The sequence below is a fragment of the Burkholderia sp. THE68 genome, from assembly GCF_009938265.1.
Classification (GTDB): domain Bacteria; phylum Pseudomonadota; class Gammaproteobacteria; order Burkholderiales; family Burkholderiaceae; genus Caballeronia.
The window spans coordinates 422,295-443,903 of record NZ_AP022319.1 but is presented as its reverse complement, the minus strand read 5'-3'; the positions used below and the strand labels follow the sequence as shown (position 1 = coordinate 443,903).

General features: G+C 62.5%; 19 protein-coding genes. 11 read left to right on the top strand and 8 right to left on the bottom strand.

Translation table 11 applies throughout. The features are described from left to right. The first annotated feature begins 159 nt into the window (after window positions 1–159). Both BTHE68_RS30750 and BTHE68_RS30745 read left to right on the top strand, forming a co-directional pair. A complete protein-coding gene (locus BTHE68_RS30750) occupies window positions 160–312 on the top strand; it encodes a hypothetical protein (RefSeq protein ID WP_162070073.1) in 153 nt (50 codons plus the stop codon). 620 nt (window positions 313–932) lie between these two features. Continuing rightward, on the top strand, window positions 933–2,150 hold the full coding sequence (locus BTHE68_RS30745) for a trypsin-like serine peptidase (protein WP_232078282.1): 1,218 nt from the start codon (window positions 933–935) through the stop codon (window positions 2,148–2,150). A 96-nt stretch (window positions 2,151–2,246) separates the two neighbouring features. On the opposite strand, the gene BTHE68_RS30740 is transcribed toward BTHE68_RS30745, so the two are convergent. Further along, window positions 2,247–3,305 carry a glycosyl hydrolase gene (locus tag BTHE68_RS30740; RefSeq protein WP_232078280.1) on the bottom strand — a complete coding sequence of 353 codons (1,059 nt, stop codon included), beginning with the start codon at window positions 3,303–3,305 and terminating at the stop codon, window positions 2,247–2,249. Window positions 3,306–3,895: 590 nt separating this feature from the next. Next, the gene (locus tag BTHE68_RS30735; RefSeq protein WP_162070071.1) at window positions 3,896–4,948 is read right to left on the bottom strand and encodes an SGNH/GDSL hydrolase family protein; all 1,053 of its coding nucleotides are present in this window, start codon (window positions 4,946–4,948) and stop codon (window positions 3,896–3,898) included. A 194-nt stretch (window positions 4,949–5,142) separates the two neighbouring features. Here BTHE68_RS30735 and BTHE68_RS30730 point away from each other — a divergent pair, with 194 nt between their 5' ends. After that, entirely contained in the window at window positions 5,143–6,165 is a 1,023-nt protein-coding gene (locus BTHE68_RS30730; RefSeq protein WP_162070070.1) for a phosphotransferase family protein, read from the top strand. Further along, on the top strand, window positions 6,162–7,439 hold the full coding sequence (gene eno / locus BTHE68_RS30725) for a phosphopyruvate hydratase (protein ID WP_162070069.1): 1,278 nt from the start codon (window positions 6,162–6,164) through the stop codon (window positions 7,437–7,439). Before BTHE68_RS30730 ends, eno begins: the two co-directional genes overlap by 4 nt. Before the next feature lie 167 nt (window positions 7,440–7,606). Here the strand turns inward: eno and BTHE68_RS30720 are convergent, their stop codons facing one another. Beyond that, complete coding sequence (locus BTHE68_RS30720; RefSeq protein ID WP_162070068.1) at window positions 7,607–8,383, bottom strand: NAD(P)H-dependent oxidoreductase; 777 nt, start codon at window positions 8,381–8,383, stop codon at window positions 7,607–7,609. Window positions 8,384–8,475: 92 nt separating this feature from the next. On the opposite strand from BTHE68_RS30720, the gene BTHE68_RS30715 reads away from it, so the two are divergent. From BTHE68_RS30715 to BTHE68_RS30690, 6 genes are all read left to right on the top strand, one after another. After that, window positions 8,476–9,372 (top strand): LysR family transcriptional regulator, encoded by an 897-nt coding sequence (locus tag BTHE68_RS30715; protein WP_162070067.1) that lies wholly within the window; start codon window positions 8,476–8,478, stop codon window positions 9,370–9,372. A 162-nt stretch (window positions 9,373–9,534) separates the two neighbouring features. Then, window positions 9,535–10,800, top strand: a complete 1,266-nt coding sequence (locus tag BTHE68_RS30710; protein WP_162070920.1) for an ABC transporter substrate-binding protein — start codon at window positions 9,535–9,537, stop codon at window positions 10,798–10,800. Window positions 10,801–10,857: 57 nt separating this feature from the next. Beyond that, window positions 10,858–11,733 (top strand): branched-chain amino acid ABC transporter permease, encoded by an 876-nt coding sequence (locus BTHE68_RS30705; protein WP_162070066.1) that lies wholly within the window; start codon window positions 10,858–10,860, stop codon window positions 11,731–11,733. Window positions 11,734–11,735: 2 nt separating this feature from the next. Beyond that, the gene (locus tag BTHE68_RS30700) at window positions 11,736–12,662 is read left to right on the top strand and encodes a branched-chain amino acid ABC transporter permease (protein WP_162070065.1); all 927 of its coding nucleotides are present in this window, start codon (window positions 11,736–11,738) and stop codon (window positions 12,660–12,662) included. Further along, on the top strand, window positions 12,659–14,161 hold the full coding sequence (locus tag BTHE68_RS30695) for an ATP-binding cassette domain-containing protein (protein ID WP_162070064.1): 1,503 nt from the start codon (window positions 12,659–12,661) through the stop codon (window positions 14,159–14,161). The genes BTHE68_RS30700 and BTHE68_RS30695 overlap by 4 nt, the downstream gene beginning before the upstream one ends. A 188-nt stretch (window positions 14,162–14,349) precedes the next feature. Beyond that, window positions 14,350–15,486, top strand: coding sequence for a porin (locus BTHE68_RS30690; protein WP_162070063.1), 1,137 nt, complete (start codon window positions 14,350–14,352; stop codon window positions 15,484–15,486). A gap of 7 nt (window positions 15,487–15,493) precedes the next feature. Here BTHE68_RS30690 and BTHE68_RS30685 read toward each other — a convergent pair whose 3' ends face one another. Continuing rightward, entirely contained in the window at window positions 15,494–16,525 is a 1,032-nt protein-coding gene (locus BTHE68_RS30685) for an aldose epimerase family protein (protein WP_232078276.1), read from the bottom strand. Between the two features lie 13 nt (window positions 16,526–16,538). Then, window positions 16,539–17,213 carry an HAD family hydrolase gene (locus BTHE68_RS30680; protein WP_061173279.1) on the bottom strand — a complete coding sequence of 225 codons (675 nt, stop codon included), beginning with the start codon at window positions 17,211–17,213 and terminating at the stop codon, window positions 16,539–16,541. Between the two features lie 167 nt (window positions 17,214–17,380). Here BTHE68_RS30680 and BTHE68_RS30675 point away from each other — a divergent pair, with 167 nt between their 5' ends. Further along, entirely contained in the window at window positions 17,381–18,499 is a 1,119-nt protein-coding gene (locus tag BTHE68_RS30675) for a 3-deoxy-7-phosphoheptulonate synthase (protein WP_162070061.1), read from the top strand. A 157-nt stretch (window positions 18,500–18,656) separates the two neighbouring features. On the opposite strand, the gene BTHE68_RS30670 is transcribed toward BTHE68_RS30675, so the two are convergent. The 3 genes from BTHE68_RS30670 to BTHE68_RS30660 form a co-directional block, all read right to left on the bottom strand. Further along, a complete protein-coding gene (locus BTHE68_RS30670; protein WP_162070060.1) occupies window positions 18,657–19,802 on the bottom strand; it encodes an IS481 family transposase in 1,146 nt (381 codons plus the stop codon). A gap of 225 nt (window positions 19,803–20,027) precedes the next feature. Continuing rightward, entirely contained in the window at window positions 20,028–20,324 is a 297-nt protein-coding gene (locus BTHE68_RS30665; protein WP_162070059.1) for a hypothetical protein, read from the bottom strand. Between the two features lie 111 nt (window positions 20,325–20,435). Continuing rightward, the gene (locus BTHE68_RS30660) at window positions 20,436–21,485 is read right to left on the bottom strand and encodes a glycosyl hydrolase family 28-related protein (protein WP_162070058.1); all 1,050 of its coding nucleotides are present in this window, start codon (window positions 21,483–21,485) and stop codon (window positions 20,436–20,438) included. Between the last annotated feature and the right edge of the window lie 124 nt (window positions 21,486–21,609).

Sequence of the window (21,609 nt, the reverse complement as noted above, 5' to 3'; positions counted from 1 at the left end):
CCGGCGTTGCCGTGACCACCCTGGATCAGGGGCACGACGGGTGACGTCGTATCGGCCGTCGATTCCGTCGCCGGGGCTGTGCCCGCCGGCGAGTCCGCCGCCGCAACGGTCATCACGGCGCTCAGAACGATTGGCGCGCATCCCGGAGATGTCTGGTTCGTGCAAGGATCCGCCGCCGTTTGCGCGGACGCAAAATTCGACACGGCCGCGGCGATCACGATCACGCTGAGTTTGATCGCGGTATTTAACGTCAATTTTTTAGGATTACTCATGGTTGCCCCTTATGGTCTTTCTTCGCCACGCGTCACCTGAAGCGTCAGATGCGACGTGGGGCAAGAATGACAGGCTCCATGGAGCGTTCTGTGCGTTACATAACCCGAAGCGGGGCCACTGTCGTTTTACGTCGTGCGAGACCGCGCAGAGAACGTTTGCGCGCAGTGGGAAAGCCCGGATCGTGACCGCTTGCGGCGGCTTCGTTCGTCGGACTTGTGACTGGCGATGGCGGCTGGTGCGGCCATCGGCGGTGAAGATCGAGGGGTATCACGCGGACGACGTCTGCCGTCAGCATCGAGAAAGAAGGGCGTTCGCCGTAACCTGATGCGAAAGCTCTTCATCGGTTATATGTAGGCTAACTGTATGGTTGTGAGCCGTCAAACACGCTATGTGCTCTGGGCCGCAGATGCCGTCAGACATATCGTTACGTGGAAATCGCACATATCCGCTGACCAAAGAATCAGTACCGAGACGAGCGAATTTATGGACTAGAGTTCTTTATTGTTCGCTTTACTGATTGTCGCGCTGATTCGTCGAAGTTAAGCGTACGCCGCAGGAGAAGAATTCATCGTAAAAGCAGTGTTCTTCATAAGACTTAGGAATACCAAACAAAAGATCAGATAAACATTGACACATCTTATCTATAACCGGAGGACGTCATGCAAAGATGCAAACCAGTCGCCTGCATCGGGGCGACGGCAGTCGTCGCACTGTCGATGGCGAGCGCGGGCATCGCCCGTGCGGACGATGAAGTCGTCGTGAATACGAACCCCTCCGAGGCGCGCACTGCGGCAGCGGATGTGTCGAATCTCAAGCCGGTCGTCAACGTGCTGCTTCCGCCGGACACCTCTTCGATCGTGCCGAATACCGACGCCGGGCCTTATACGCCGGGCATGAAGACGCAAAGCGGCATCGTGAGCAATGCACAGACGAGAGCCTTCGGCGATTTCGGCATTCCATATACAACCGGTCGCGTGCAGGACGGCAACCAAAGCGCGTCCGGCACCACGACCGCGAACTACCTCAGCACCACATATCCATACCGGGCGATCGGCAAGCTCACGTTTTCGGCCGGATACTGCACGGCGAGCCTGATTCGCCGCAGCGTGATCGTCACGGCGGCGCACTGCATCCAGAGCTTCGGCGGCGGCGGCACGCTCTTCTCGGGCTGGCAGTTCATCCCCGGACACTACGGCGCTTCCGGCGCCACGGCCGCGCAAATCGCGCCTTACGGCAGATGGTCCTGGATCGCGCTGGTCCGGCCATCGACGTGGGCGAACGGCACCGATACCGGATCGGGCTCGGCGCGCAACAACGATATCGCGGTGATCGCGCTGGCGAAGAACGCATCGAACCAGTTCATCGGCGACATCACCGGCTATCTGAACTATGGGTGGAACAACTATTCCTTCATATCGTCGCCCAAGACCGGCAATCTTCAGACGGCGGCCGTCACGACGTTTGGCTATCCGGCGTTGCTCGATGGCGGCGCGATCATGCAGCGAACCGATGGCCCGACCTACACGACGACAGTCAGCGGCGCATCGCAACTCTGGCAGGGCAGCAATCTCACGGGTGGCGCGAGCGGCGGTCCGTGGATCGTGAACTTCAGAGCACGCGATGCCGCGCTCGCCGGCGGCGCGGTCGTCGGCAATTCGTCGAACCTTGCGATCGTCGGCGTAACGTCCTGGGGATCGTCGGACCCGAACGCGCCCAAGGACAACTACGCGTCGCAGTTCCGGCAGAACACGCAGTATCCGAACGCGACCTATGGGAATTACGGCTCGGGCAACATCGCGTCGCTGCTGAATTCGCTGTGCAGCAGCGCGGCGCCCAGTGGCGGTGGTACGTATGCATCGCAGGGTTATTGCAACTAGCCCGTGCGTCGATGGAGCGCCTGAAACGCCACGAGCGACCGCATCGGGTCGCTCGTGGAATACCTGACTCAGCGAGGCCGCCGAGTCGCATGCAACTTACATGGGGTGGCTGGCGACGAAGTTCTTGTACGCGTAGTACGCGGCCTTCGGCGTCTGACCGTCGGACTTCATCAGGCCGAAGTTGCCTTCGCTGTCGTCATACAGTTCGAACGCCTGGATCGACTGAATGTTGTACTTCGACGCGACGCTCTGGAACTGCGCCATCATCGTGTTGCCCGCCATGTAATTCGCGATCTGCTGATCGGTGCCGTAGTTCGGACGCACGCCGAATTCGTTGATCCAGATCGGCTTGCCGAACGAACGGAGCACGCCCAGCATGTCGTAGCAACCCGTGCCGCCGCAGGCGCGCGTCATGTCGCCCTGGTTCGAATACCAGTGCCATGCAGTGATGTCCCAGTTCACGGTCGGATGGCCGTGGGTGCCGTCAGGCTGCGAGCCGTCCATGAGCATCTGGAAGAACGCGTAGTGCAGCCACGTGCCGTTCACGACGATCTTCGCCGAACTGTCCACCGACTTCACGCCTGCGATCAGACCGCGCATCACGCCGCGCGCGACCACGAACGGCTGATTCTTGTAGTGCGTCCAGTTGGTGCCGTCCACATTGCCGGTGAGGGCTTGCGCTTCAAGTTCGTTGGCGACTTCGTAGTATTTGTACTTGTAGGTGCCCGCGACCTGCTGGCCGAGCGTGTAGCCCGCGTTGTAGGCGGTCTGCTCGTTGCTGTAGCCGGTGCCGAGCAGGATCACGGGGTACACCGTGATGCCGCTGGCCGCCATTGTCTGCGCCATCTTCGCGACGACCTTCGCCGAGCTCAGGCTATAGACGTCGTTACGGTAGATCTTCGCGCCGATGTCCTGCAGTTGCGCAAGCTGGGTCGCGACAGCCGTGGAGTCGTATGCGCCGCCGTTGGTGTTGCGGCCATTCGCGCCGTAGAAGATGGAGGTGCTGGTCGATGCCTTCGCGGTCGATTCCGGCAGAGTGGCGCTCTTGCCGGTCGCGTCGAGCGTGCTGTCGACGTCGCCGCCGCCGCACGCTGCGAGCAGCACGCTCGTGAGAAGTGCGGTCGCGACCGCTGCGGCCTTACGTGCCGAGAACATATTGAAAGTGCGAAGAGAGGTTCGTTCTTGAGTCGTCATTTGCGTTTAGCATTGCTAAGAGTCATTAGCACGATGCCCGTGAGTTCGAGCACGCTGTCTGGCCTTTTCGGCGATGCGCGATCCAACGATAAATGCGTTGGGATGACGGTGATGATTCGTGTCGCCGTCGGATGAGTTTAGTTAGTCATCCAAACGACATATCCGAAGCAAGTCCGATCGTTCCGACGCCAGAGTCGAAGCGTGGAATGACAACCGGAGCGGCACGGATTCGCTGACAAGGTCCAGCGCGCGGCACGGCAAGCGCTCTGGATGGCGGAGTCGGGCAAACGATCACGTCTGCCCGCGCGGGCCTTACGAAATGACAACGAGCTCAGTTCGAAGGCGGTGTCGACGGAAACTCGGTAACGTTTGCGCAGTAGAGGTCAAAAATACCGATAGTGCCGGCTTTTTGCTTCGCTACCGGCAACCGTTGCCGAAATCTTGATCAACGGGAGCAAGGTTATCGTCTTATGAGATGAATGTAAACCACTGTCACAGTAAAAAACAGACGTTTGTTGCGTCGTGTCACAGCAAAAATTACTGGCTGTTTATCAGCGGCCCAGCCCGCTTGCCGCGATCTGTTGCTCCACATACTGCGCGAAGAGCGCGTGCATGCGCGTCGTCGGATGCAGGTCATCGGCGAACATGTAGGTCTGGTCCGCATCCGGTGTCGAGTACGTGGCGGGCGAGCACAGCAGCGATGTATCGCGCGGTGTTCTCGACGGATCGCAGGCTTGCGCGGTATTGGACACGGTGAAACCGTTGGCCCGATAGTTGGCGATGGTTTGCGTCGTCCAGGTATAGGAATCGATCAGAATGACCTTGCCTTGCAGGCCGTTGGTTTGCAACGCGCCGTTCAGCGTGGCGTTGAAGAGTTGCGATAGCTGCGTGAAGTTCGCGCCGCCATCGGTCGATTTGATGCCATCGGGCGAAAGCCCGATATTCGCGACGTTGATCACCGCGACATGCGTGGCCCCGTTCTGCACGATCTGCGCGACGAGTTGCGCGAGCGTGGTGGCCGCGTTCTGCACCGTCGTATTGGCTGCGGGCGGGCTGCCCGCGCGCAGCACGTCGTTCGCGCCGGCCCACACGAGCACCAGTTGACCCGAATTGAAGCTGCCGTGTGCGGACAGATAGCTCGCGATCTGCTGATTGACCGGCATCTCGACATCGCCGATCACGTCGGTCAGGAACTGCGACTGATCGGCCGGCGTGGCGACGGTGGAACCGCCTTGCGCGTACCCCAGTCCGCTTTGCGGCTTCAGTTCGTGCCCCAGGTTGATCGTGAATGCGGCAGTGAGGGTGTCGCCGTAATACTGCGCGACGTTCTGCGTCCAGACCTGGCCGGGATTCGTCGTGAACCGGCCGCCGCCAACCGCGCTGGCGATCGGCGCATACGTCCCGACATCGGAGAGACTGTCCCCGAAGGACACGACCTGCAGATGAACGCCGCCCGCCGGTCCGGTGGTGGTGCTCCCGCCCGAGTCGCTCCCGCCCGAGTCGCTCCCGCCCGAGTCGCTTCCGCCGCCGCATGCGGTAAGCAGTGCAATCAGCATGGCAGAAATTGCTCTGCGGATGCCGGAAGTCATCGCGATATGGCCCATTGCGCGTCCGTTCCATCGTTGGCCTGCGCGGCTTCGTGCGTGGCGAAGGCTCTTCGTCAGGCGGGAATGAAGTCGCGGACGCTGGACCGGCAAGCAAGAAAGATGCGCCTCACGTGCGCGCACGGTCCACAGCCGATCGAATCGGCTACCATGGGCCGACGATGCGTTCGAATCCCCGTTCCGAGGGCGCCAAGTTGGACCACTATATCGATCTGGCAAACGACTCTTCCGCGCTCGCCACGCTGGTGCAGCGACTCGGCCTCGCCGATGTCAATGCCGCGGCCACGGCGACACTGACGCCGCTGACGGGCGGCGTCTCCTCGAACATCTTTCGCCTCGATATCGGCGATGAAACCTACTGCCTGAAGCAGGCCTTACCGAAGCTGAAAGTCGCGAAGGACTGGCTCGTGCCGGTCGAGCGCGTCTATGCGGAAATCGGCTGGCTTCAGACGGCCGGCCGGATCGTGCCGGGTCACGTGCCTGAGGTGCTCGGCGTCGATCGCGAAACGAAAAGCTTCGTCATGACCTTGCTTCCGCCGACCTGTGCGAACTGGAAGCGCGTATTGATGGATGGCCGCGTGGACCCGGCGATCGCGGCGCAACTGGGCGACGTGCTAGGCCGGATCCACGCGGCAACGGCAGGCGACCCGGACATCGCCGCGCGTTTCGCCACCGATGACATATTCCACGCGATCCGTCTCGAACCTTATCTGGAAGAGGCCGCCCGACAGCATCCCGATGTGGCGCTCAGGCTGCGCGCGCTGATCGGGCGCACGGCGCGCACGCGCGAAGCGCTGGTTCATGGCGACGTGAGTCCCAAGAACATCCTGCTGGGTCCGCGCGGGCCGGTGTTGCTGGACGCGGAATGCGCGTGGTACGGCGATCCCGCCTTCGATGTCGCCTTCTGCCTCAACCATTTCCTGCTCAAGGCGGCGCGCGCGCCGGATACGCTCGCGGCGCTGATGACGTCGTTCGAGACACTCGTCGCGCATTACGTGCCGCACGTCATATGGACGGAGCCGGACGTGCTGCTCGGACGCGTCGAAGCGTTGCTCCCGGCGCTGCTGCTGGCGCGCGTGGACGGCAAGTCGCCGGTCGAATATCTCGACGAAAACCGCCGGGCGCGCGTGCGTGTCGCGGCCATCGAACTGCTCGGGCGGCCCGACAGCACGCTCCACGACATCACCACGCTCTGGCAAAAGGAGTTCTCCGAATGAGTCGAATCGAAGCGGTGCATGCGCGGCGTATCTGGGATTCTCGCGGACGGCCGACCATCGAAGTGGAGATCGTCACCGAGTCCGGCGCGCGCGGACGCGGCATCGCGCCCGCCGGCGCATCTCGCGGTTCGCGCGAAGCGATGGAACTGCGCGATGGCGGCGCGGCGTTCGACGGGAAGGACGTGAAGACGGCCATCGCGGGCATCGGACGCGAGATCGCGCCCGCGCTGAGCGGGTTCGACGTATCGGAGCAGGCCGCGATCGATGCGATGCTGATCGCGCTCGACGGCACCGCGGACAAGTCGCGGCTCGGCGGCAATGCGCTGATCGCGACGTCGCTTGCGGTATTGCACGCGGCGGCGCATGAGTCGGGCCTGCCGCTGTGGCGCTACGTGGCCGGCGACGAGGCAGTGCGGCTGCCGCTTCCGCAGATCCAGATTTTCGGTGGCGGCGCGCATGCGCAACGGCGCGTCGACGTGCAGGACTTCATGGTGATTGCGACGTCAGCCACGAGTTTCGCGCAGGCGCTGGAGATGACGGCGGAGGTCTATCTCCACGCGGGCAAGCTCATGCGCAGGCGCGGCGCCGCGCAGGGCGTGGCCGACGAAGGGGGATGGTGGCCGGCATTTTCCAGCAACGAAGTAGCGCTGGACGTGCTGGTCGCGTCGATCGAAGCGGCGGGCTTTGTGCCGGGCGCGGACGTGGGCATCGCACTGGACATCGCCGCATCGGAGTTCGGCAAGGATGGACAGTACACGCTGGGTCTGGACAAAGCGCGACTCGACACCGACGCGATGATCGAGAAGTTGCTGACGTGGATCGAGCGCTATCCGATCGTGTCGATCGAAGACCCGTTATCGGAAGACGATGAAGCCGGCATGATCGCGTTCACGCGCGCGGCGGGCAGCAAGGTGCAGATCGTCGGCGACGATTTTCTGGTCACCAACGCCGCGCTCATCGAAGCGGCCGCGTCGAAAGGCGCGTGCAATGCCGCGCTCATCAAGCTCAATCAGGCCGGCACGGTGACCGAAACGCTCGCGGCGCTGCGGGTGGCCAAAGCGCATGGCTATGCGTCGATCGTGTCGGCGCGCTCAGGCGAGACCGAGGATGTCGCGATCGTTCATCTCGCCACGGGCTGGAACGCGGGGCAACTGAAGGTCGGATCGTTCGCGCGCTCCGAGCGCATGGCGAAGTGGAACGAGGGCATTCGCATCGAGGATGGCCGGGAGCGGCCTGCGGGTTTCGCGTCGGCGTCGGTGCTGGCGGGTCGCTGAGCGGGGCGATCCGCGCCTCGAGCATGTCGGGGACTTTGGGCGGCGCTATAGACGCTTCGCAGGGTTTCGCTTTTCGCCGGATCCCATTGGCGTGTTGGTCGGTTAGCGTTGCCCCTGTGCGGGGCAACGCAAATAGACCGACACGACCACGGGATCCGGCGAAAGCCTCAGTCGATGTGCGCCGCGAACCCGCTTTGTTCGGCCGCGAGTTCATCGCGGAGAGTGAGATGAGGAATCGCATAATCCCCGTGATTCTGCTTGCGAAACGCGATGGGCGCATCACCAAAGATCCGGTCCAGACGCCGACCAAGCGCGTCACAGGTTGCATCGAGTCGCGCGTCGTCCATCATGCTCGTCTGATAGACGACAAAAGGCGGCAGCACGTCAAATCCCGGATAGAACAACACGCCGTGCTGAATCGGAAACAGGATGTCGTCGATCGGACCGTTGATGCTGCGCGCACTGTAATGCGATTCCCATCCGCCCGTCGTCACGACGATCATCGCCCGCTTGCCCGCCATCATGCCTTCGCCGTAACGGTCGCCCCAATGCGTCTCGGAGTGCTCGCCCACGCCGTAACCGAAGCCGTACGCATACACGCGCTCGACCCAACCCTTCATGATCGCGGGCATCGAAAACCACCACATTGGGAATTGCAGGATCAGCGCATCGGCCCAGCGCAACTTGTCCTGTTCGGTCTCGATGTCGCGGCTTTGCAGGCCGTTCTCGAACGCGTGTTTCGAGTCCAGGCTCGCGTGGAACGGCGCATCGCCGTTGCGTTCGCGGACGTCCTTCGCATCGAGCGGGGCTTTCCAGTTCATCGCGTACAGGTCGGAGACCTGCACATGGTGGCCGCTGGCGCGCAGGCGCTCGACGGCGTAATCATTGAGCGCGCCATTCAGCGAGCGGCGTTCGGGATGGGCATATACGATCAGCACATTCATCAAGCTTTCTCCAGTTCGATTCAGGAATGGAGACCAGCTTAAAGACTGCTCGGGTATATTGGAAATGAATATCTGAAATTGCAGAAATTACGATGAATAATATCTTGAGAAGGCTCGATCTCAATCTGCTCGTCACGCTCGATGTCCTGCTCGCCGAGCAGAACGTCACGCGCGCGGCCGAGCGTCTGCATTTCTCACAGCCTTCCGTGAGCGTGCATCTGGCCAAGCTGCGCGATATCTTCGGCGATCCCTTGTTGCTGCCCGGACCGCGCGGCATGCGGCCCACTGCGCGCGCCGAAAGTCTGCGCGAGCCGTTGCGCGAAGCGCTGGCCTCGCTCGAACGCGCGGTGTCGCCGGACACTGCATTCGATCCCGCGACCGCCGACAACACATGGCGCATCGCCGCCACCGACTACACCGAATCGACCGTGCTGCTGCCAGCGTTGAGCGGCTTGCGCGCGGCTGCGCCGCGCACGCGCATCGCGGTGCTGGAGATCATGCCACCACGGCTCACGAAGCAGGCGGAGAACGGCGAGATCGATCTCGCGTTTCACATCGTGTCGACCGAAACAGCGGGCTTTCACCAGCAGGCGCTTTTCACGGAAAGCTACGTGCTCGTGGGGCGCAAGGATCATCCGCGATTGAAACGGCGGCCGACGCTCGCGCAATTCTGTGCGCTGGAACATGTGATCGTGTCGCCCGATGGCGGCGGGTTCTTCGGGCCGACAGACGCCACGCTCGCAACGCTCGGCATGAAGCGGCATGTGGCGCTTTCGGTGCCGCACTTCCTGTTCGTGCGCTCCGTGCTCGCCACGACCGATCTCGTTTCGATGCAACCGCTGCGCCTCGCAAAGCACTGGCCGGAGTTGCGCATCGTCGCGCCACCCGTCGACGTGCCGGGCTACGAAATGTCGATGTACTGGCATGAGCGTGTGCATCGCGATCCCGCGCACCGATGGCTGCGTGAATTCATCGCGCAAGCTGTTTGAAAGTATCGCGGTCCATTCATGACGTTTTCGCATGATCGTCTTTATCGTTATCACCAATTCAGCGTGTGAATCGCGAGTGCTACTGTTTGTCGGCAAATCCTTAATTGCTGCATGTGTCTGGCTGGCGTCGCTCCACGATCCACTACAAAGAGGAGACTGATGATGTCAAAAGGCAAGTCGTGGCGGAGAGTGAACGCCGTCATCGCAACGGGGACGGTGGCGGCGGGGCTAAGTCTGTCGGCATCGGCGCATGCGGCGGGAGAGCCGATCAAGATCGGCGTCATCAGCGAAGAGTCCGCGGTGGCGGGCGCTTCGATCAGCAAGGCCGCGCAGCTCGCGGCGGAAGAGATCAACGCCAAGGGCGGCGTCGACGGCAGGCAAATCCAGATCATCGCGTATGACGACCACTCGTCGGCGTCGGACGGCGTGCGCGCATTCCAGCGCGCGGCGAGCCAGGACAAAGTGGTCGCGATCATCGGCAGCTATATCAGCGAAGTCGCGCTGGCGATGGAGCCGTGGTCCGCGCGCCTGAAGATGCCGTTCATCACGCCGGGCGCGGCAAGCAATGAAATCTCGAAGCGCGTTCACGACGACTACAACAACTACAAGTACACGTTCCACGGCTGGATGACGTCGGCGTTCATCGCGCAGTCGATCTGCGATTTCTCGCATGACGTGCTCGTCGGCGAGTTCAAGATGAAGACGACCGTCGTGATGAGCGAAGATGCGGCATGGACCAAGCCGCTCGACGAACGCTACCTCGAATGCCTGCCGAAAGCGGGCCTCAAGGTGCTCGATCACATCCGCTTCAATCCTGACACGTCGGACTTCACGCCGATCTTCAACCAGATCGAAGCGAAGCATCCGGACACGATCACCACGGGCATCAGTCACGTCGGCGTGCAGCCGACCGTGCAATGGCACGACCAGCAAGTGCCGATTCCGATGTCCGGCCAAAGCTCGCAAGCCACGACGACGAGCTTCTGGAAAGACACCAACGGCGCGACCGAAGGCGTGATCACGGCATCGGCGGCGGCGCCCGGCGTCGCGATGACACCGAAGACCGTGCCTTTCGTCGAGTCGTATCAGAAGCACTTCGCGGGCGTATCGCCCGCGTATGACGGCTTCACGAGCTATGACCTCGTGTACATCATCGCGGACGCGATCCATCGCAATCAAGGATCGACCGATCCGGACATGATGGTCGATGCGCTGGAGAAGACCGACTATGTCGGCACGATCGGACGCTGGCAGTTCTACGGCAAGAACGATCAGTTCACGCATGCGTTGAAGTACGGCGAAGGCTATATCACCGGCATCAACCTGCAATGGCAGAACGGCAGGCAAGTGGCGATCTGGCCGAAATCGGTGGCGAACGGGAAGGTCAAGTTCCCGGCTTTCGTGAAGGTGCAGGCGGCAGCGAATTAGAAGCGCATGCGTCGCGTAAGGCGCATGCGTCACGTTGGCATCGACATAAAGGCCGCCATGTTGCCACTGCAGATACTCATCGACGGCTTCGCGATCAGTTCGCTCTATGCGCTCGGCGCGATCGGCTTCACGTTGATCTTCGGCGTCTCCGGCGTGCTCAATCTCGCCCACGGCGGCGTGATGCTGATCGCCGCGCTGCTCGGCTGGGCGCTCGCGGGCGAAGCGGGTCTCGGCACTTATCTCGGCACGCCGCTCGGCGTGATCTGCGGGATGATCGCCGCGTACATCACGTACTTCATGGTGGTGCGGCCCATTCAACGATCCACCGCGATTCCCCGCGAGGAGAAAGAAATCTTCGTGCTGACGGGCACGCTCCTCTGGGGCATCATGATCCAGCAAGGCATGGCCTGGCTCTTCTCCGACAACCCCATCACGATGCGCCCGCTGATTCCCGGCGTCGCGAACATCGCGGGCGTGCGCGTGCCGTACAACGAGATCATGATCGCCGTGGTCTGCTGGGTCGTGATCGGCTTGCTGTGGCTCTTCGTGAATCGGACGAAGGCGGGCAAGGCGCTGCTAGCGGCGTCGATGAATCCGCGCGGTCTCACGCTGCTCGGCTTCGAGCTCTCGCGCATCTATCTGCTGGCGTGGACGCTTTACGGCGTGCTCGCGGGCATCGCGGGCGTGCTGCTCGCGTCGTTCCTCGGCGTGAGTACGAACAACACGGGACAACTCACGGCGAGCGCCTTTTCCATCGTCGTGCTGGGCGGGCTGGGGAGCGTGTCGGGTTCGTTGATGGCCGCGTATGTGGTGGGTTATCTGGAGACGGTCACCGCGTATCTCATCGCGCCGACGCTGCGGCCGCTGCCCGCGCTGTTGCTGCTCGTGCTCGTCGTGTATGTGCGGCCGCAAGGCTTTCTCGGACGGCGCTGATCATGAAAGACATCGCTCGTTCGCGTTTGACGGTGTGTGCGATCCTGCTTGCGATCATTGCCGCGACGCTGCCGTGGTGGCTCACCGGCTACATTCTCGGCGTGCTGACGGTCGCGTATTACTTCGGCGTCTTCGCGATGTCGTGGGACCTGCTGTTCGGTTTCGCCGGTGAAGTCAACTTCGGCCCGACATTCCTGATCGGTCTGGGCGCGTATTCCGCGGCGATCCTGAACGCGCACGCTGCCGCGCCGATACCGATATGCGTGATGGCGGGCGGCCTCGTCGCGCTCGTCGGCGGCTTGCTGCTCGCGGTGCCCGCGTTGCGATTGCGCGGGCCGTATTTCGGTCTCGTCACGCTCGTCGCGGTCCTGCTGCTGCAAAACGCGATCGTGATCTTCGCGGGCATCACGGGCGGCGAGATCGGCATGATGGTGCCCGACGTCATGTCCGTCGATGCGGGCATCAACTACTGGATCGCGCTCGCGTTCCTGATCGTCTGCGCGATCATCCTGTTCGGTTTGTCGCGCTCGGCGATCGGCCTCATTCTGCAGGCGAGCGGGCAGGACACGGTCGGCGCGCAGGCGCTCGGCTTCAACGTCGTGAAGCACAAGCTCGCGGCGTTCTGCATCAGCGCGGTGTTTTCCGGCCTCGCAGGCGCGATGCTGGTGTTTTATCAAGGCACGGCATCGGTCAGCACGGTGGTCGATATCGGCATCGGCGTGCAGATCATCATCGCGGCCGTGCTCGGCGGAAGACGCACGATACTCGGCGCGGTGCTCGGCTCGATCTTTCTCATCGTCGCGGGCGAGTTCCTGCGTCCGCTCGGGCAGATCAATACATTCGTGGTCGCGGCCGTCGCGCTCGCGGTGATCCTGTTCTTTCCCGATGGATTGCTCGGCAACATCCTGCGCGTGAGGGAGCGCGAATGAACGATACGCCTTTGCTTTCCGTGCGCGGTTTGACGAAACGCTTTGGCGGCCTCGTCGCCGTGAAGGACATCGGCTTCGATATCGCGCCCGGCGAGATACTCGGTCTGATTGGTCCAAACGGCTCGGGCAAGTCGACGGTGATGAAGCTCATCATGGGCATCGAGCGGCCCAATGCGGGATCGATCAAGGTCGATGGCGTCGAGATGAGCGGCTGGCTGCCGCATCGCATCGCGCGCGCGGGCGTGGGCATCGTGTTTCAGCATTCGCGGCCGCTGCATCGTCAGACCGTGCTTGAGCACATCAAGCTCGCGCTGTTGCCCGATTCGCTCGTGAAGCTCGCCGCCGATCCGCACGTCAACCGGCGCGCGCGCGAGATCGCGGAGCGCGTGGGCTTGAGTCGCGTGATGCATCGTCATCCTGCGACGTTGCCGTTCGCCGATCTGCGGCGCATGGAGATGGCGAAGGCGATTGCGCGCGATCCGCGCGTCGTGCTCGTCGACGAGCCTTTCGCGGGTCTCACGGCGGCCGAGTCCGAAGTGTTCTCCGAGCTGATTCACGGCTTTCGCGCGGAAGGGCGCGCGGTGCTGCTCGTCGATCACAACGTGAAGAGTCTCGCCGCGCTGGCCGATCGCGTGCTCGCGATGTATCTCGGCGAGTATGTCGCGCAAGGCACAGCCGCTGAGGTGATGCAGAACGAGACCGTTCGACGTGTCTATCTCGGCGGCAAGATCGAAGCGCGCGAACGCGGGGCGGAAGTCGTGAACAACCGGCCGCCGGTTCTTCAGGTCGAGGATGTCGGCGTGCTCTACGGCAAGGCCCGCGCGCTCGACGGCGTGAGTATGCATGTGCGCGAGGGCGAGTTCGTGTCGGTGGTCGGATTGAACGGCGCGGGCAAGACCACGCTCTTCAATGCGATCTCCGGACTCGTGCCCTATGCGGGCACCATCCGCTACGGCGCGCGCGATCTGCAAGGCATGAGCGGTGCGGCGATCGCGCGCGCGGGAATCGTGCAATGTCCGGAAACCCGCGAGCTGTTCGGCGACATGACCGTACGCGAGAACCTCGATCTCGGCGGCTATCATCTGCCGGACAAGACGCGCGCAAGTCAACTCAAATGGCTCTTCGAGCTCTTTCCGATACTCGAATCGCGTCAGGCGCAGACCGCGCGCACGCTCTCCGGCGGCGAGCAGCAGATGCTCGCGATCGCACGGGCGCTGATGATGCAGCCCAAGCTCCTCATTCTCGACGAGCCGACACTCGGTCTCGCGCCGGTGATTCTGGAGCAATTGTCGAAGGCGATGGAACTGCTGCAGAAGACCACGCCGATCACCGTGCTGCTCGGCGAGCAGAATGTCACTTTTGCGCTGCCGCATGCGGATCGTGTCTATGTGCTCGAACACGCGCGCATCGTCTGGGAAGGAAGTCCGTCGCGCTTCGAGACGGAGATGGGGCGCGGTTTTCTCAGCGCGGTGCCCGAGCCGGTTCAGGCAAGAGCGTGAATCGCGAGCATTGTTGCGAAAAAACACCACACGTATTGCACCAAACCGAGCATCGCGACATTTGATGTGCTAAAAAACGCGTGCGTTCATGCGCCAGGCCGAAGCCATCGCTGCGCAGACAGTGAACTGAAAGGCGGCCCATCGAAACGCATCGATAACTGCTTATAACTAAACGCGTCCATCACATCATGAAGACAAACACATCGCGCGCCATCGCCGGCATCGGCGCTTCGTTCATCGCGCTCGCCTGTCAGTCCGCATTCGCGCAAAGCTCGGTCACGCTCTATGGCGTCGCCGACGTGAGCGTGCGCTATCTGACGAACGCCAACGCCAATAACGATGGCAAGGTGTTCATGACGAACGGCGCGATCACCAACAGCCGTATCGGCTTCAAGGGCACGGAAGATCTGGGCGGCGGCCTGAAGGCGATCTTCCAGTTGGAGAGCGGTGTGGAACTGGAGAACGGCCAGTACGCCGACAGCGCGCGCGCATTCAATCGCGCGGCCTTCGTCGGTCTTTCGAGCCGCTATGGCACGCTGACGCTCGGCCGCCAGAAGACGCCGCTCTTCGACATGCTCGGTGACACCTACGACCCGCTCACCGTCGGCAATTACTTCGAGAACGCGTGGCTGCCGGTCGCACTGGGCGCGGGCCTCTACGCGGATAACGCGGTGAAGTACAACGGCACGTTCGCGGGTCTGACGATCGGTGCGATGTATTCGTTCGGCACGAACTACACCTCGACGGGCGCGGGCGGCTTCTCGGGTCAGGTGCCGGGCCATCTCGGCGCGGGCAACATGTACGGCTTCACGGCGTCGTATGCGCTGGGTCCGCTGTCCATCGGCGGCGGCTATCAGCAGAACAGCGACAACTCGGCGAACAAGCAGAAGATCTGGAATGCGAATCTCGTCTACTCGATCGGCGCGGCGAAGCTCTATGCGGGCTATCTGCATTCGACCGATGACACCGGCTTCGTCGACAGCATCCTGCAGCAGCGCGGGCTCGTGGCGGGCACGGATATCCTGAAGGGCTCGGGCCGCCGCGACGATGGCCCGTTCGCGGGCGTCACGTATCAGGTCACGCCGGCGCTCTTGCTGACCGGCGCGTTCTATTACGACCACATGAAGAACGCGGCCATTGGCGGCGGCGCGACGGGCAGCGGCAATCGTTATACGGGCGTCGCGCTGGCGGAATACGCGCTGTCGAAGCGCACGGAAGTGTATGGCACCGTGGACTTCAACAAGGTGACGGGCGCGGCCGACGTCGAATTGCCGGGCCGGTCGAATCAGACCGGCGTGTCGATCGGCTTGCGCAACATCTTCTGATCACGCGTCAAGGTTCATGCCGCACGCGCAGGCCATAGCGCGTGCGCTGCCGATATGTCTCGCCAGGACGCAGGACGGCGCGCTCGCCGTCCATGTTGATCTCGTCCGGATAACCGCCCGCTTCGAGACACAGCCCCGCATGCTTGCGATAGCGCGATCCGTTGCGCGCGGACACGCCTTCCAGATAATTCCCCGAATAGAACTGCAAACCGCGCGCATCGGTCGATACGCTCAGCTCGCGTCCGCTCGACGGATCGAACAGCACGGCGGCCACGCGCGGTTCCTGCGCGTCTTCATCGAGGACATAGCAATGGTCGAAGCCGCCCGCGATGGCGAGTTGCGCGTGTGATGCAGCGAGCCGCGCGCCGATCGAAGCGGGCGCGCGCAAATCGAACACGCTATCCGCGACTTGTTCGCGTGCAACGGGAATCGACGCGGCATCGATCGCGAAGTAGCTATCCGATGCGATCGATATCCGATGATCGAGAATGCTCGCGCCGTTGCTCAGGTTGAAGTAGGCATGGTTCGTCAGATTGACGGGCGTGGGCGCATCGGTGCGCGCTTCGTAGTCGATCGACAACGTGCCTTCGTCGTTGAGCGCATAGCGCACGGTGACGTCCAGATTGCCGGGAAAGCCGGCTGCGCCATCGGGCGAACGCAACGTCATGACGAGCGCATCGCCGGCGACTTCGGCGCGCCACATCTGCCGATGAAAACCCGCCGATCCACCATGCAGATGATTCGCGCCTTCGTTGGGTTCGACCTGATGCGCGACGTCATCGAGCATGAAACGCGCATCGCGAATGCGATTCGCCCAGCGTCCGATGATCGCCCCCATGAACGCGCTGCCGTTCAGATATTCGGCGGGCGTGTCATGGCCGAGCAATATATCGGCGACATGTCCGTCGCGATCGGGCGCGTGCCATGAGACGAGCGTCGCGCCCAGATCGCTGATCTCGACGCGCATGCCCGACACATTGCATAACGTATAGAGACGCGCATCGCCCCAGGGGCGGACATCGATATTGGATTGAGTCATGCGCGCGATCATCTCACGGCCGCGCCGCGACTTCATCGAGATGCAGCAACAGATCCGCCGGATCTTCATAGACGCGCAACGCGCCGGAGCGTTCCAGTTCATCGCTGCCATAACCGCCCGACAGCAGACCGACGCCCAGCGAACGGCAACGCCGCGCGGCCAGCATGTCCCAGATGCTGTCGCCGACGACGACCGTATGTTCGATCGGCACGTTCAGGCGCGCGGCGGCGGCGAGGAAGAGATCGGGATCGGGCTTGGCGTACTTCACCATGTCGCGCGTGATGACGACCTGCTTCGCCGGATCGACGCCCAGCGCTTCGAGATTCACCTGCGCGGTTTCCATACGGCCGCTCGTCGCGATGGCCCAACGCGTGCCGGCTTGCGTGAGTGCATCGAGCAGTTCGCGCGCGCCCGGCAGCGGACAGACCTGCGCGCGCAGCCGCTTGTACGCTTCCGCGTGCAACTGACGCAGACGCTCGACGCGGTCCGCGCTGATTTCGCCGTGGGTTTCGCGCAGCAGTTGATTGGTGAAGAGGCCGCCGCTCATGCCGATCTTCCGATGGATGCGCCAGACGGACAGTTCGATGCCTTCGGCGTCGAGCGCTTCCTTCCATGCAAGCACGTGCTGATAGACGCTATCGACGAGCGTGCCGTCGAGGTCGAAAAGGAATGAAGTTTCGATTCGCATGACTGGCTCCCTGTGAAGGTGTCGTTCCGGCTTCATCATACGCACGATCGAGCGCGCGGGGCGTCGCAAATGCGATAATCGATGTTTGCGCCGCACGCCGCTGAGCGAGCGGAAAGTACGCATAAAGTCCCTGAATTTTGCATCAATTACGCATGACGGAGCTGATCTTGACCCGCATCGACAATCCCTCCCGCGATCAGGAGGCAGGCGTGGCCGACTCCACGCAAGACACGACCCGTATCGACGACACGCGCATCGGCGCCGTGCGTCCGCTGATTTCGCCCGCGTTGCTGCTCGACGAATTGCCGGTTACGTCCAGCGTGCAGACGCTCGTCGAAGAGAGCCGCGCGGCGATCGCGAACATTCTGCATGGCCGCGACGACCGGCTGGTCGTCGTCGTGGGGCCGTGCTCCATCCACGATCACGATCAGGCGATGGAATACGCGCAGCGCCTGAAGGCTGTCGCCGACCGGCTGCGCGACGATCTCTTCATCGTGATGCGCGTGTACTTCGAGAAGCCGCGCACGACGGTGGGCTGGAAGGGCTATATCAACGATCCGCGTCTGGACGGCAGCTTCCGCATCAACGAGGGCTTGCGCCGTGCGCGCGAGCTTCTGCTCGACATCAGTGGCCTGGGCCTGCCGACCGCAACGGAGTTTCTCGATCTGTTGAGTCCGCAGTACATCGCCGATCTGATCGCGTGGGGCGCGATCGGTGCGCGCACGACCGAGAGTCAGAGCCATCGGCAGCTTGCGTCGGGGTTGAGTTGCCCGATCGGGTTCAAGAATGGCACGGATGGCGGCGTGCAGGTAGCGGCGGACGCGATCGTCGCGGCGCGCGCGAGTCATGCGTTCATGGGAATGACCAAGATGGGCATGGCCGCGATCTTCGAGACGCGCGGCAATGATGATTGTCACGTCATCTTGCGGGGTGGGACGAAGGGGCCGAACTATGATGCGCAAAGCGTGGCGGCTGCGTGTGGCGCGCTGGCCAAGCTCGGGCAGCGCGAGCAGGTGATGATCGATTGCTCGCATGCCAATTCGAACAAATCGCATCTGCGGCAGGTGGACGTTGCGCAGGATATCGCGCGGCAGCTGGAAGCGGGCGAGCGGCGGATCACGGGTGTGATGATCGAGAGCCATCTGGAAGAGGGACGGCAGGATTTGAAGCCGGGTGTGCCGTTGAAGCACGGTGTGTCGATTACGGATGCGTGTCTGGGGTGGACGCAGAGCGAGCCGGTGCTGGAGCTGCTTGCTGAGGCGGTGAGGAAGCGGCGCGGGGGGTGAAGGGGCGGGGTTTGGGTTTGGGTTTGTCGCCGGATCCCGTATTCGTGTCGGTTGATTGGCGTTGCCCCTGTGCGGGGCGGCAGTCACTTTCTTTGCTGCTGTGTATAGACCGGGGACATGGTTGACACTTTCGTCGGGGACATCGTTGACACTTTGATCATTGTGTATCGGGCTGGTTCGGGTCAAACGTCATGAGTCGGTGATGCGCGAAATAGAGGTCGTAGGCATCGGCAATCGTGCTGCTCGGTCGCGCCGCGATGTGCAGTCCGTGCAGTGCGCTGGATACGCGCAAGCGGTGCTTTCCAAACGTCACCTTGCCGTTCCAGCCCACCAGCAGAACCTGATCATCCGGTCCGTATTCGAGCGGCGGCAGGCGGCTGGGCATCGCCCGCGCACTGGGCCGATAGCGCGAGATCGGCGTCGCCATGGCGATGCCCGCGTGCGGGCGCTCAAAGTTGTAGCTTTGGCGCCAGCGGTCGAATTCAGCCTGCACCTGATCGGGCCCGGTGAAGCTGCGGTGGTTCAGCACCTCGGCCTTGAGCGAGCGATGAAAGCGCTCGTCCTTGCCGTTGGTCTGCGGGTGATAGGGACGGCTATGGCTCATACGAATACCCAGCCGAATGCATCGGATGGCCAACTCGGTCAATTCGCCAGGCTTGCTTGGCGTGCCCCACGGCGCGCCGTTATCGGCGTCGATCTGTTGCGGCAGCCCGTAACAGGCGAAAGCGTTTCGCAGGTGCGTGTACACCGTCTCGGTGTCCCGGCTGCAGCACGCCTGCAGCACGAGATTGAAGCGCGAATGATCGTCGAGCACGGTGAGCGGGTGGCAGCGCCTTTGATCGAGCATGCCGAAGTGGCCCTTGAAATCGATTTGCCACAGCTCGTTAGGCTCGGCGCGCTCGAAACGGGTCCAGGCGGTGGCCGCGTCCGAAGCCTTCTCGCCGATGCATCCATGGCGCTGCAAAATGGCATTGACCGTGCTGTGCGAAGGCACGCCTTGCAGGCCTTGATCCTTCAGGCGCCGGCTGATCTTGTGCGCGCTCCAGGCCGGATGCTGGCTTCGCACCTCCAGCACCCGCGCTTCGAGTTCGTCACAGGTTCGATTCGGGCTGCTGTGCGGACGTCTGGAGAGATCGCCCAGCGCCTCGCGGCCCCCGGCCTGATAGCGGTTGACCCACTTGTATCCGGTCTGCCGGCTGATGCCAAAGCGTTGGCACAGTTCGCTGAAATCAATCTCTTGTTGCATGGCCAGGGTTACGAACTCAAGGCGCAGTTGCATGGTGTCCTGCGGGTTCCAAGGCATGGTCGGGTCCGGGCATCGAGATGCCCGAAAGTGTCAACCATGTCCCCGCGGATCTGTCAGCTATGTCCCCGGTCTATACACAGCAGCAAAGAAAGTAGGTGCCGCCCCGCACAGGGGCAACGCAAATAGACCGACACGATCACGGGATCCGACGAAAAGCCAGAAACGTGTAATGCGCTTTCGCCAGGAAACTTTCCATTCCTTAGAAAAGGTACAGAACTCGCTCTAGCGCCAGTAACCGGCCGCATAGTGTCGATATCCCCATCCGGGACGCCCCCAGTAACCGACCGCGACGGACGGCGCATACACCGGCGCAGGCGGCGCGTAATAGGGCATCGGCGGCGGCCCATAGACCGCGACGGGCGCGACCGGAACCACAGGCGCCATCGGCGCAATGACGACGGGCGCCACCGGCACGACCGGCATGCCGACGCTCATCCCGACGAACACATGCGCCTGCGCGCTATTCACCAATCCGATGCCGCACAGCGTAGCGACGGCGACATAACCGATCTTTCTCATGATTCTTCTCCTGGAAACGCGGTGCGGCGTGGACACGCATCGGTTGAGAAAGATTGTGGACGTCCTGAATGAGCGAAGAATGAGGGACGTGCAGTCGCACGCGCGACTACATCATTCGGTTTCGCAGTCGTTGCAGGTGTTGTCGATGTAGCGCGCCGCCTTGCCTCGCTCCGGCGGGCTGATCTGCATATAGCCGCCATCGAGGACGTTATGACGGACGACGTTGCGGCTATAGTCGACGCCGCCTTCGCCGTTGGACCCGCCGGTGATGTTGCCGCCATTGACCATGCGGTTGCATTCGAGAACATTGCCGCCGGAATCCTGCGTGGCATCGTTGTTCTCGGGGCCCATGCGGCAGTTGTCGGCGAGGTTATAGGCGATACGCCCGTTCACCGAGCCCACCAGCGCGATGCCGTAGAGCGGACAGTTGGCGAAAGAATTGAACACCAGCACGGCGCCGGTTCCGCCGCCTTGCCCTTCGGTCTGGAACATCGACTGGCCGAAGAAGTCGCGGAAGCTGTTGCCCGCGAGGACGAAGTTGTCCACCGCACCGTTGGTCTGAACCGGGATGTCGTAGTGGCCGGGGTTCTCCCAGTCGCGCACGCGGGTCGGATTCGCGCCCACGAAGTTGCAGCCTACGAGACTGTTCCCCGTCGACGGGCCTTCGTAGTTGAACATGTTGCTGTCCGCGCGGACCGACTTCCTGAGCGTCACGCCGGGTTCGCACTGGATATGGCGGTTGCTGGCCGAGATCACGACCGTGTGATTGAGCAGATAAGTGCCGGCGGGAATCAGCACGTCGCCCGCATCGACGGCGGCCTGGAACGCTCTGGTGTCGTCGGTGGTGCCGTTGCCCTTGGCGCCGAAATCCTTCGGGCTGCGCGGGTCGATCAGTTTGGGCGGCGTGAAGGACGTCTGCGGGCAACTGGCCGTGGGCGGGACCGGTGAGCTGTTGAGACTCGCGCTGGGGACGCTTTCGTCGCGCCCGTATCTGATCTTATGCCACCAGCGTCTGAAATTCCCCGTCGAAAGGTGGTCCTGGATACGGCCGTCCTGCCACGCCGCATAGGCCGTCTGCACCTGTCTCGTCACACCCGGAATGCCGACTACCACTGCCGCCACGCCAACCAGTAACACGCCGATCACGATGGGTTTTCTCATTTGCTCCAGCCCACCCTAAAAACGAATTTCAATTTGTACCATCCATGATAGCGGTGTTGGTTTACGCGTCCGAAATCGTACTTGGGCGGGAACCGTCAGCCGGGTGAACGGCCGAAGGTTCCCG

Bases quoted from the DNA above. Each gene is read 5' to 3' on its own strand.
- BTHE68_RS30745 (WP_232078282.1), top strand. From the start codon at position 933: ATGCAAAGATGCAAACCAGTCGCCTGCATCGGGGCGACGGCAGTCGTC.
- BTHE68_RS30740 (WP_232078280.1), bottom strand. From the start codon at position 3,305: ATGTTCTCGGCACGTAAGGCCGCAGCGGTCGCGACCGCACTTCTCACG.
- BTHE68_RS30735 (WP_162070071.1), bottom strand. From the start codon at position 4,948: ATGGGCCATATCGCGATGACTTCCGGCATCCGCAGAGCAATTTCTGCC.
- eno (WP_162070069.1), top strand. From the start codon at position 6,162: ATGAGTCGAATCGAAGCGGTGCATGCGCGGCGTATCTGGGATTCTCGC.
- BTHE68_RS30720 (WP_162070068.1), bottom strand. From the start codon at position 8,383: ATGAATGTGCTGATCGTATATGCCCATCCCGAACGCCGCTCGCTGAAT.
- BTHE68_RS30715 (WP_162070067.1), top strand. From the start codon at position 8,476: ATGAATAATATCTTGAGAAGGCTCGATCTCAATCTGCTCGTCACGCTC.
- BTHE68_RS30710 (WP_162070920.1), top strand. From the start codon at position 9,535: ATGTCAAAAGGCAAGTCGTGGCGGAGAGTGAACGCCGTCATCGCAACG.
- BTHE68_RS30705 (WP_162070066.1), top strand. From the start codon at position 10,858: ATGTTGCCACTGCAGATACTCATCGACGGCTTCGCGATCAGTTCGCTC.
- BTHE68_RS30700 (WP_162070065.1), top strand. From the start codon at position 11,736: ATGAAAGACATCGCTCGTTCGCGTTTGACGGTGTGTGCGATCCTGCTT.
- BTHE68_RS30695 (WP_162070064.1), top strand. From the start codon at position 12,659: ATGAACGATACGCCTTTGCTTTCCGTGCGCGGTTTGACGAAACGCTTT.
- BTHE68_RS30690 (WP_162070063.1), top strand. From the start codon at position 14,350: ATGAAGACAAACACATCGCGCGCCATCGCCGGCATCGGCGCTTCGTTC.
- BTHE68_RS30685 (WP_232078276.1), bottom strand. From the start codon at position 16,525: ATGACTCAATCCAATATCGATGTCCGCCCCTGGGGCGATGCGCGTCTC.
- BTHE68_RS30680 (WP_061173279.1), bottom strand. From the start codon at position 17,213: ATGCGAATCGAAACTTCATTCCTTTTCGACCTCGACGGCACGCTCGTC.
- BTHE68_RS30670 (WP_162070060.1), bottom strand. From the start codon at position 19,802: ATGCCTTGGAACCCGCAGGACACCATGCAACTGCGCCTTGAGTTCGTA.
- BTHE68_RS30665 (WP_162070059.1), bottom strand. From the start codon at position 20,324: ATGAGAAAGATCGGTTATGTCGCCGTCGCTACGCTGTGCGGCATCGGA.
- BTHE68_RS30660 (WP_162070058.1), bottom strand. From the start codon at position 21,485: ATGAGAAAACCCATCGTGATCGGCGTGTTACTGGTTGGCGTGGCGGCA.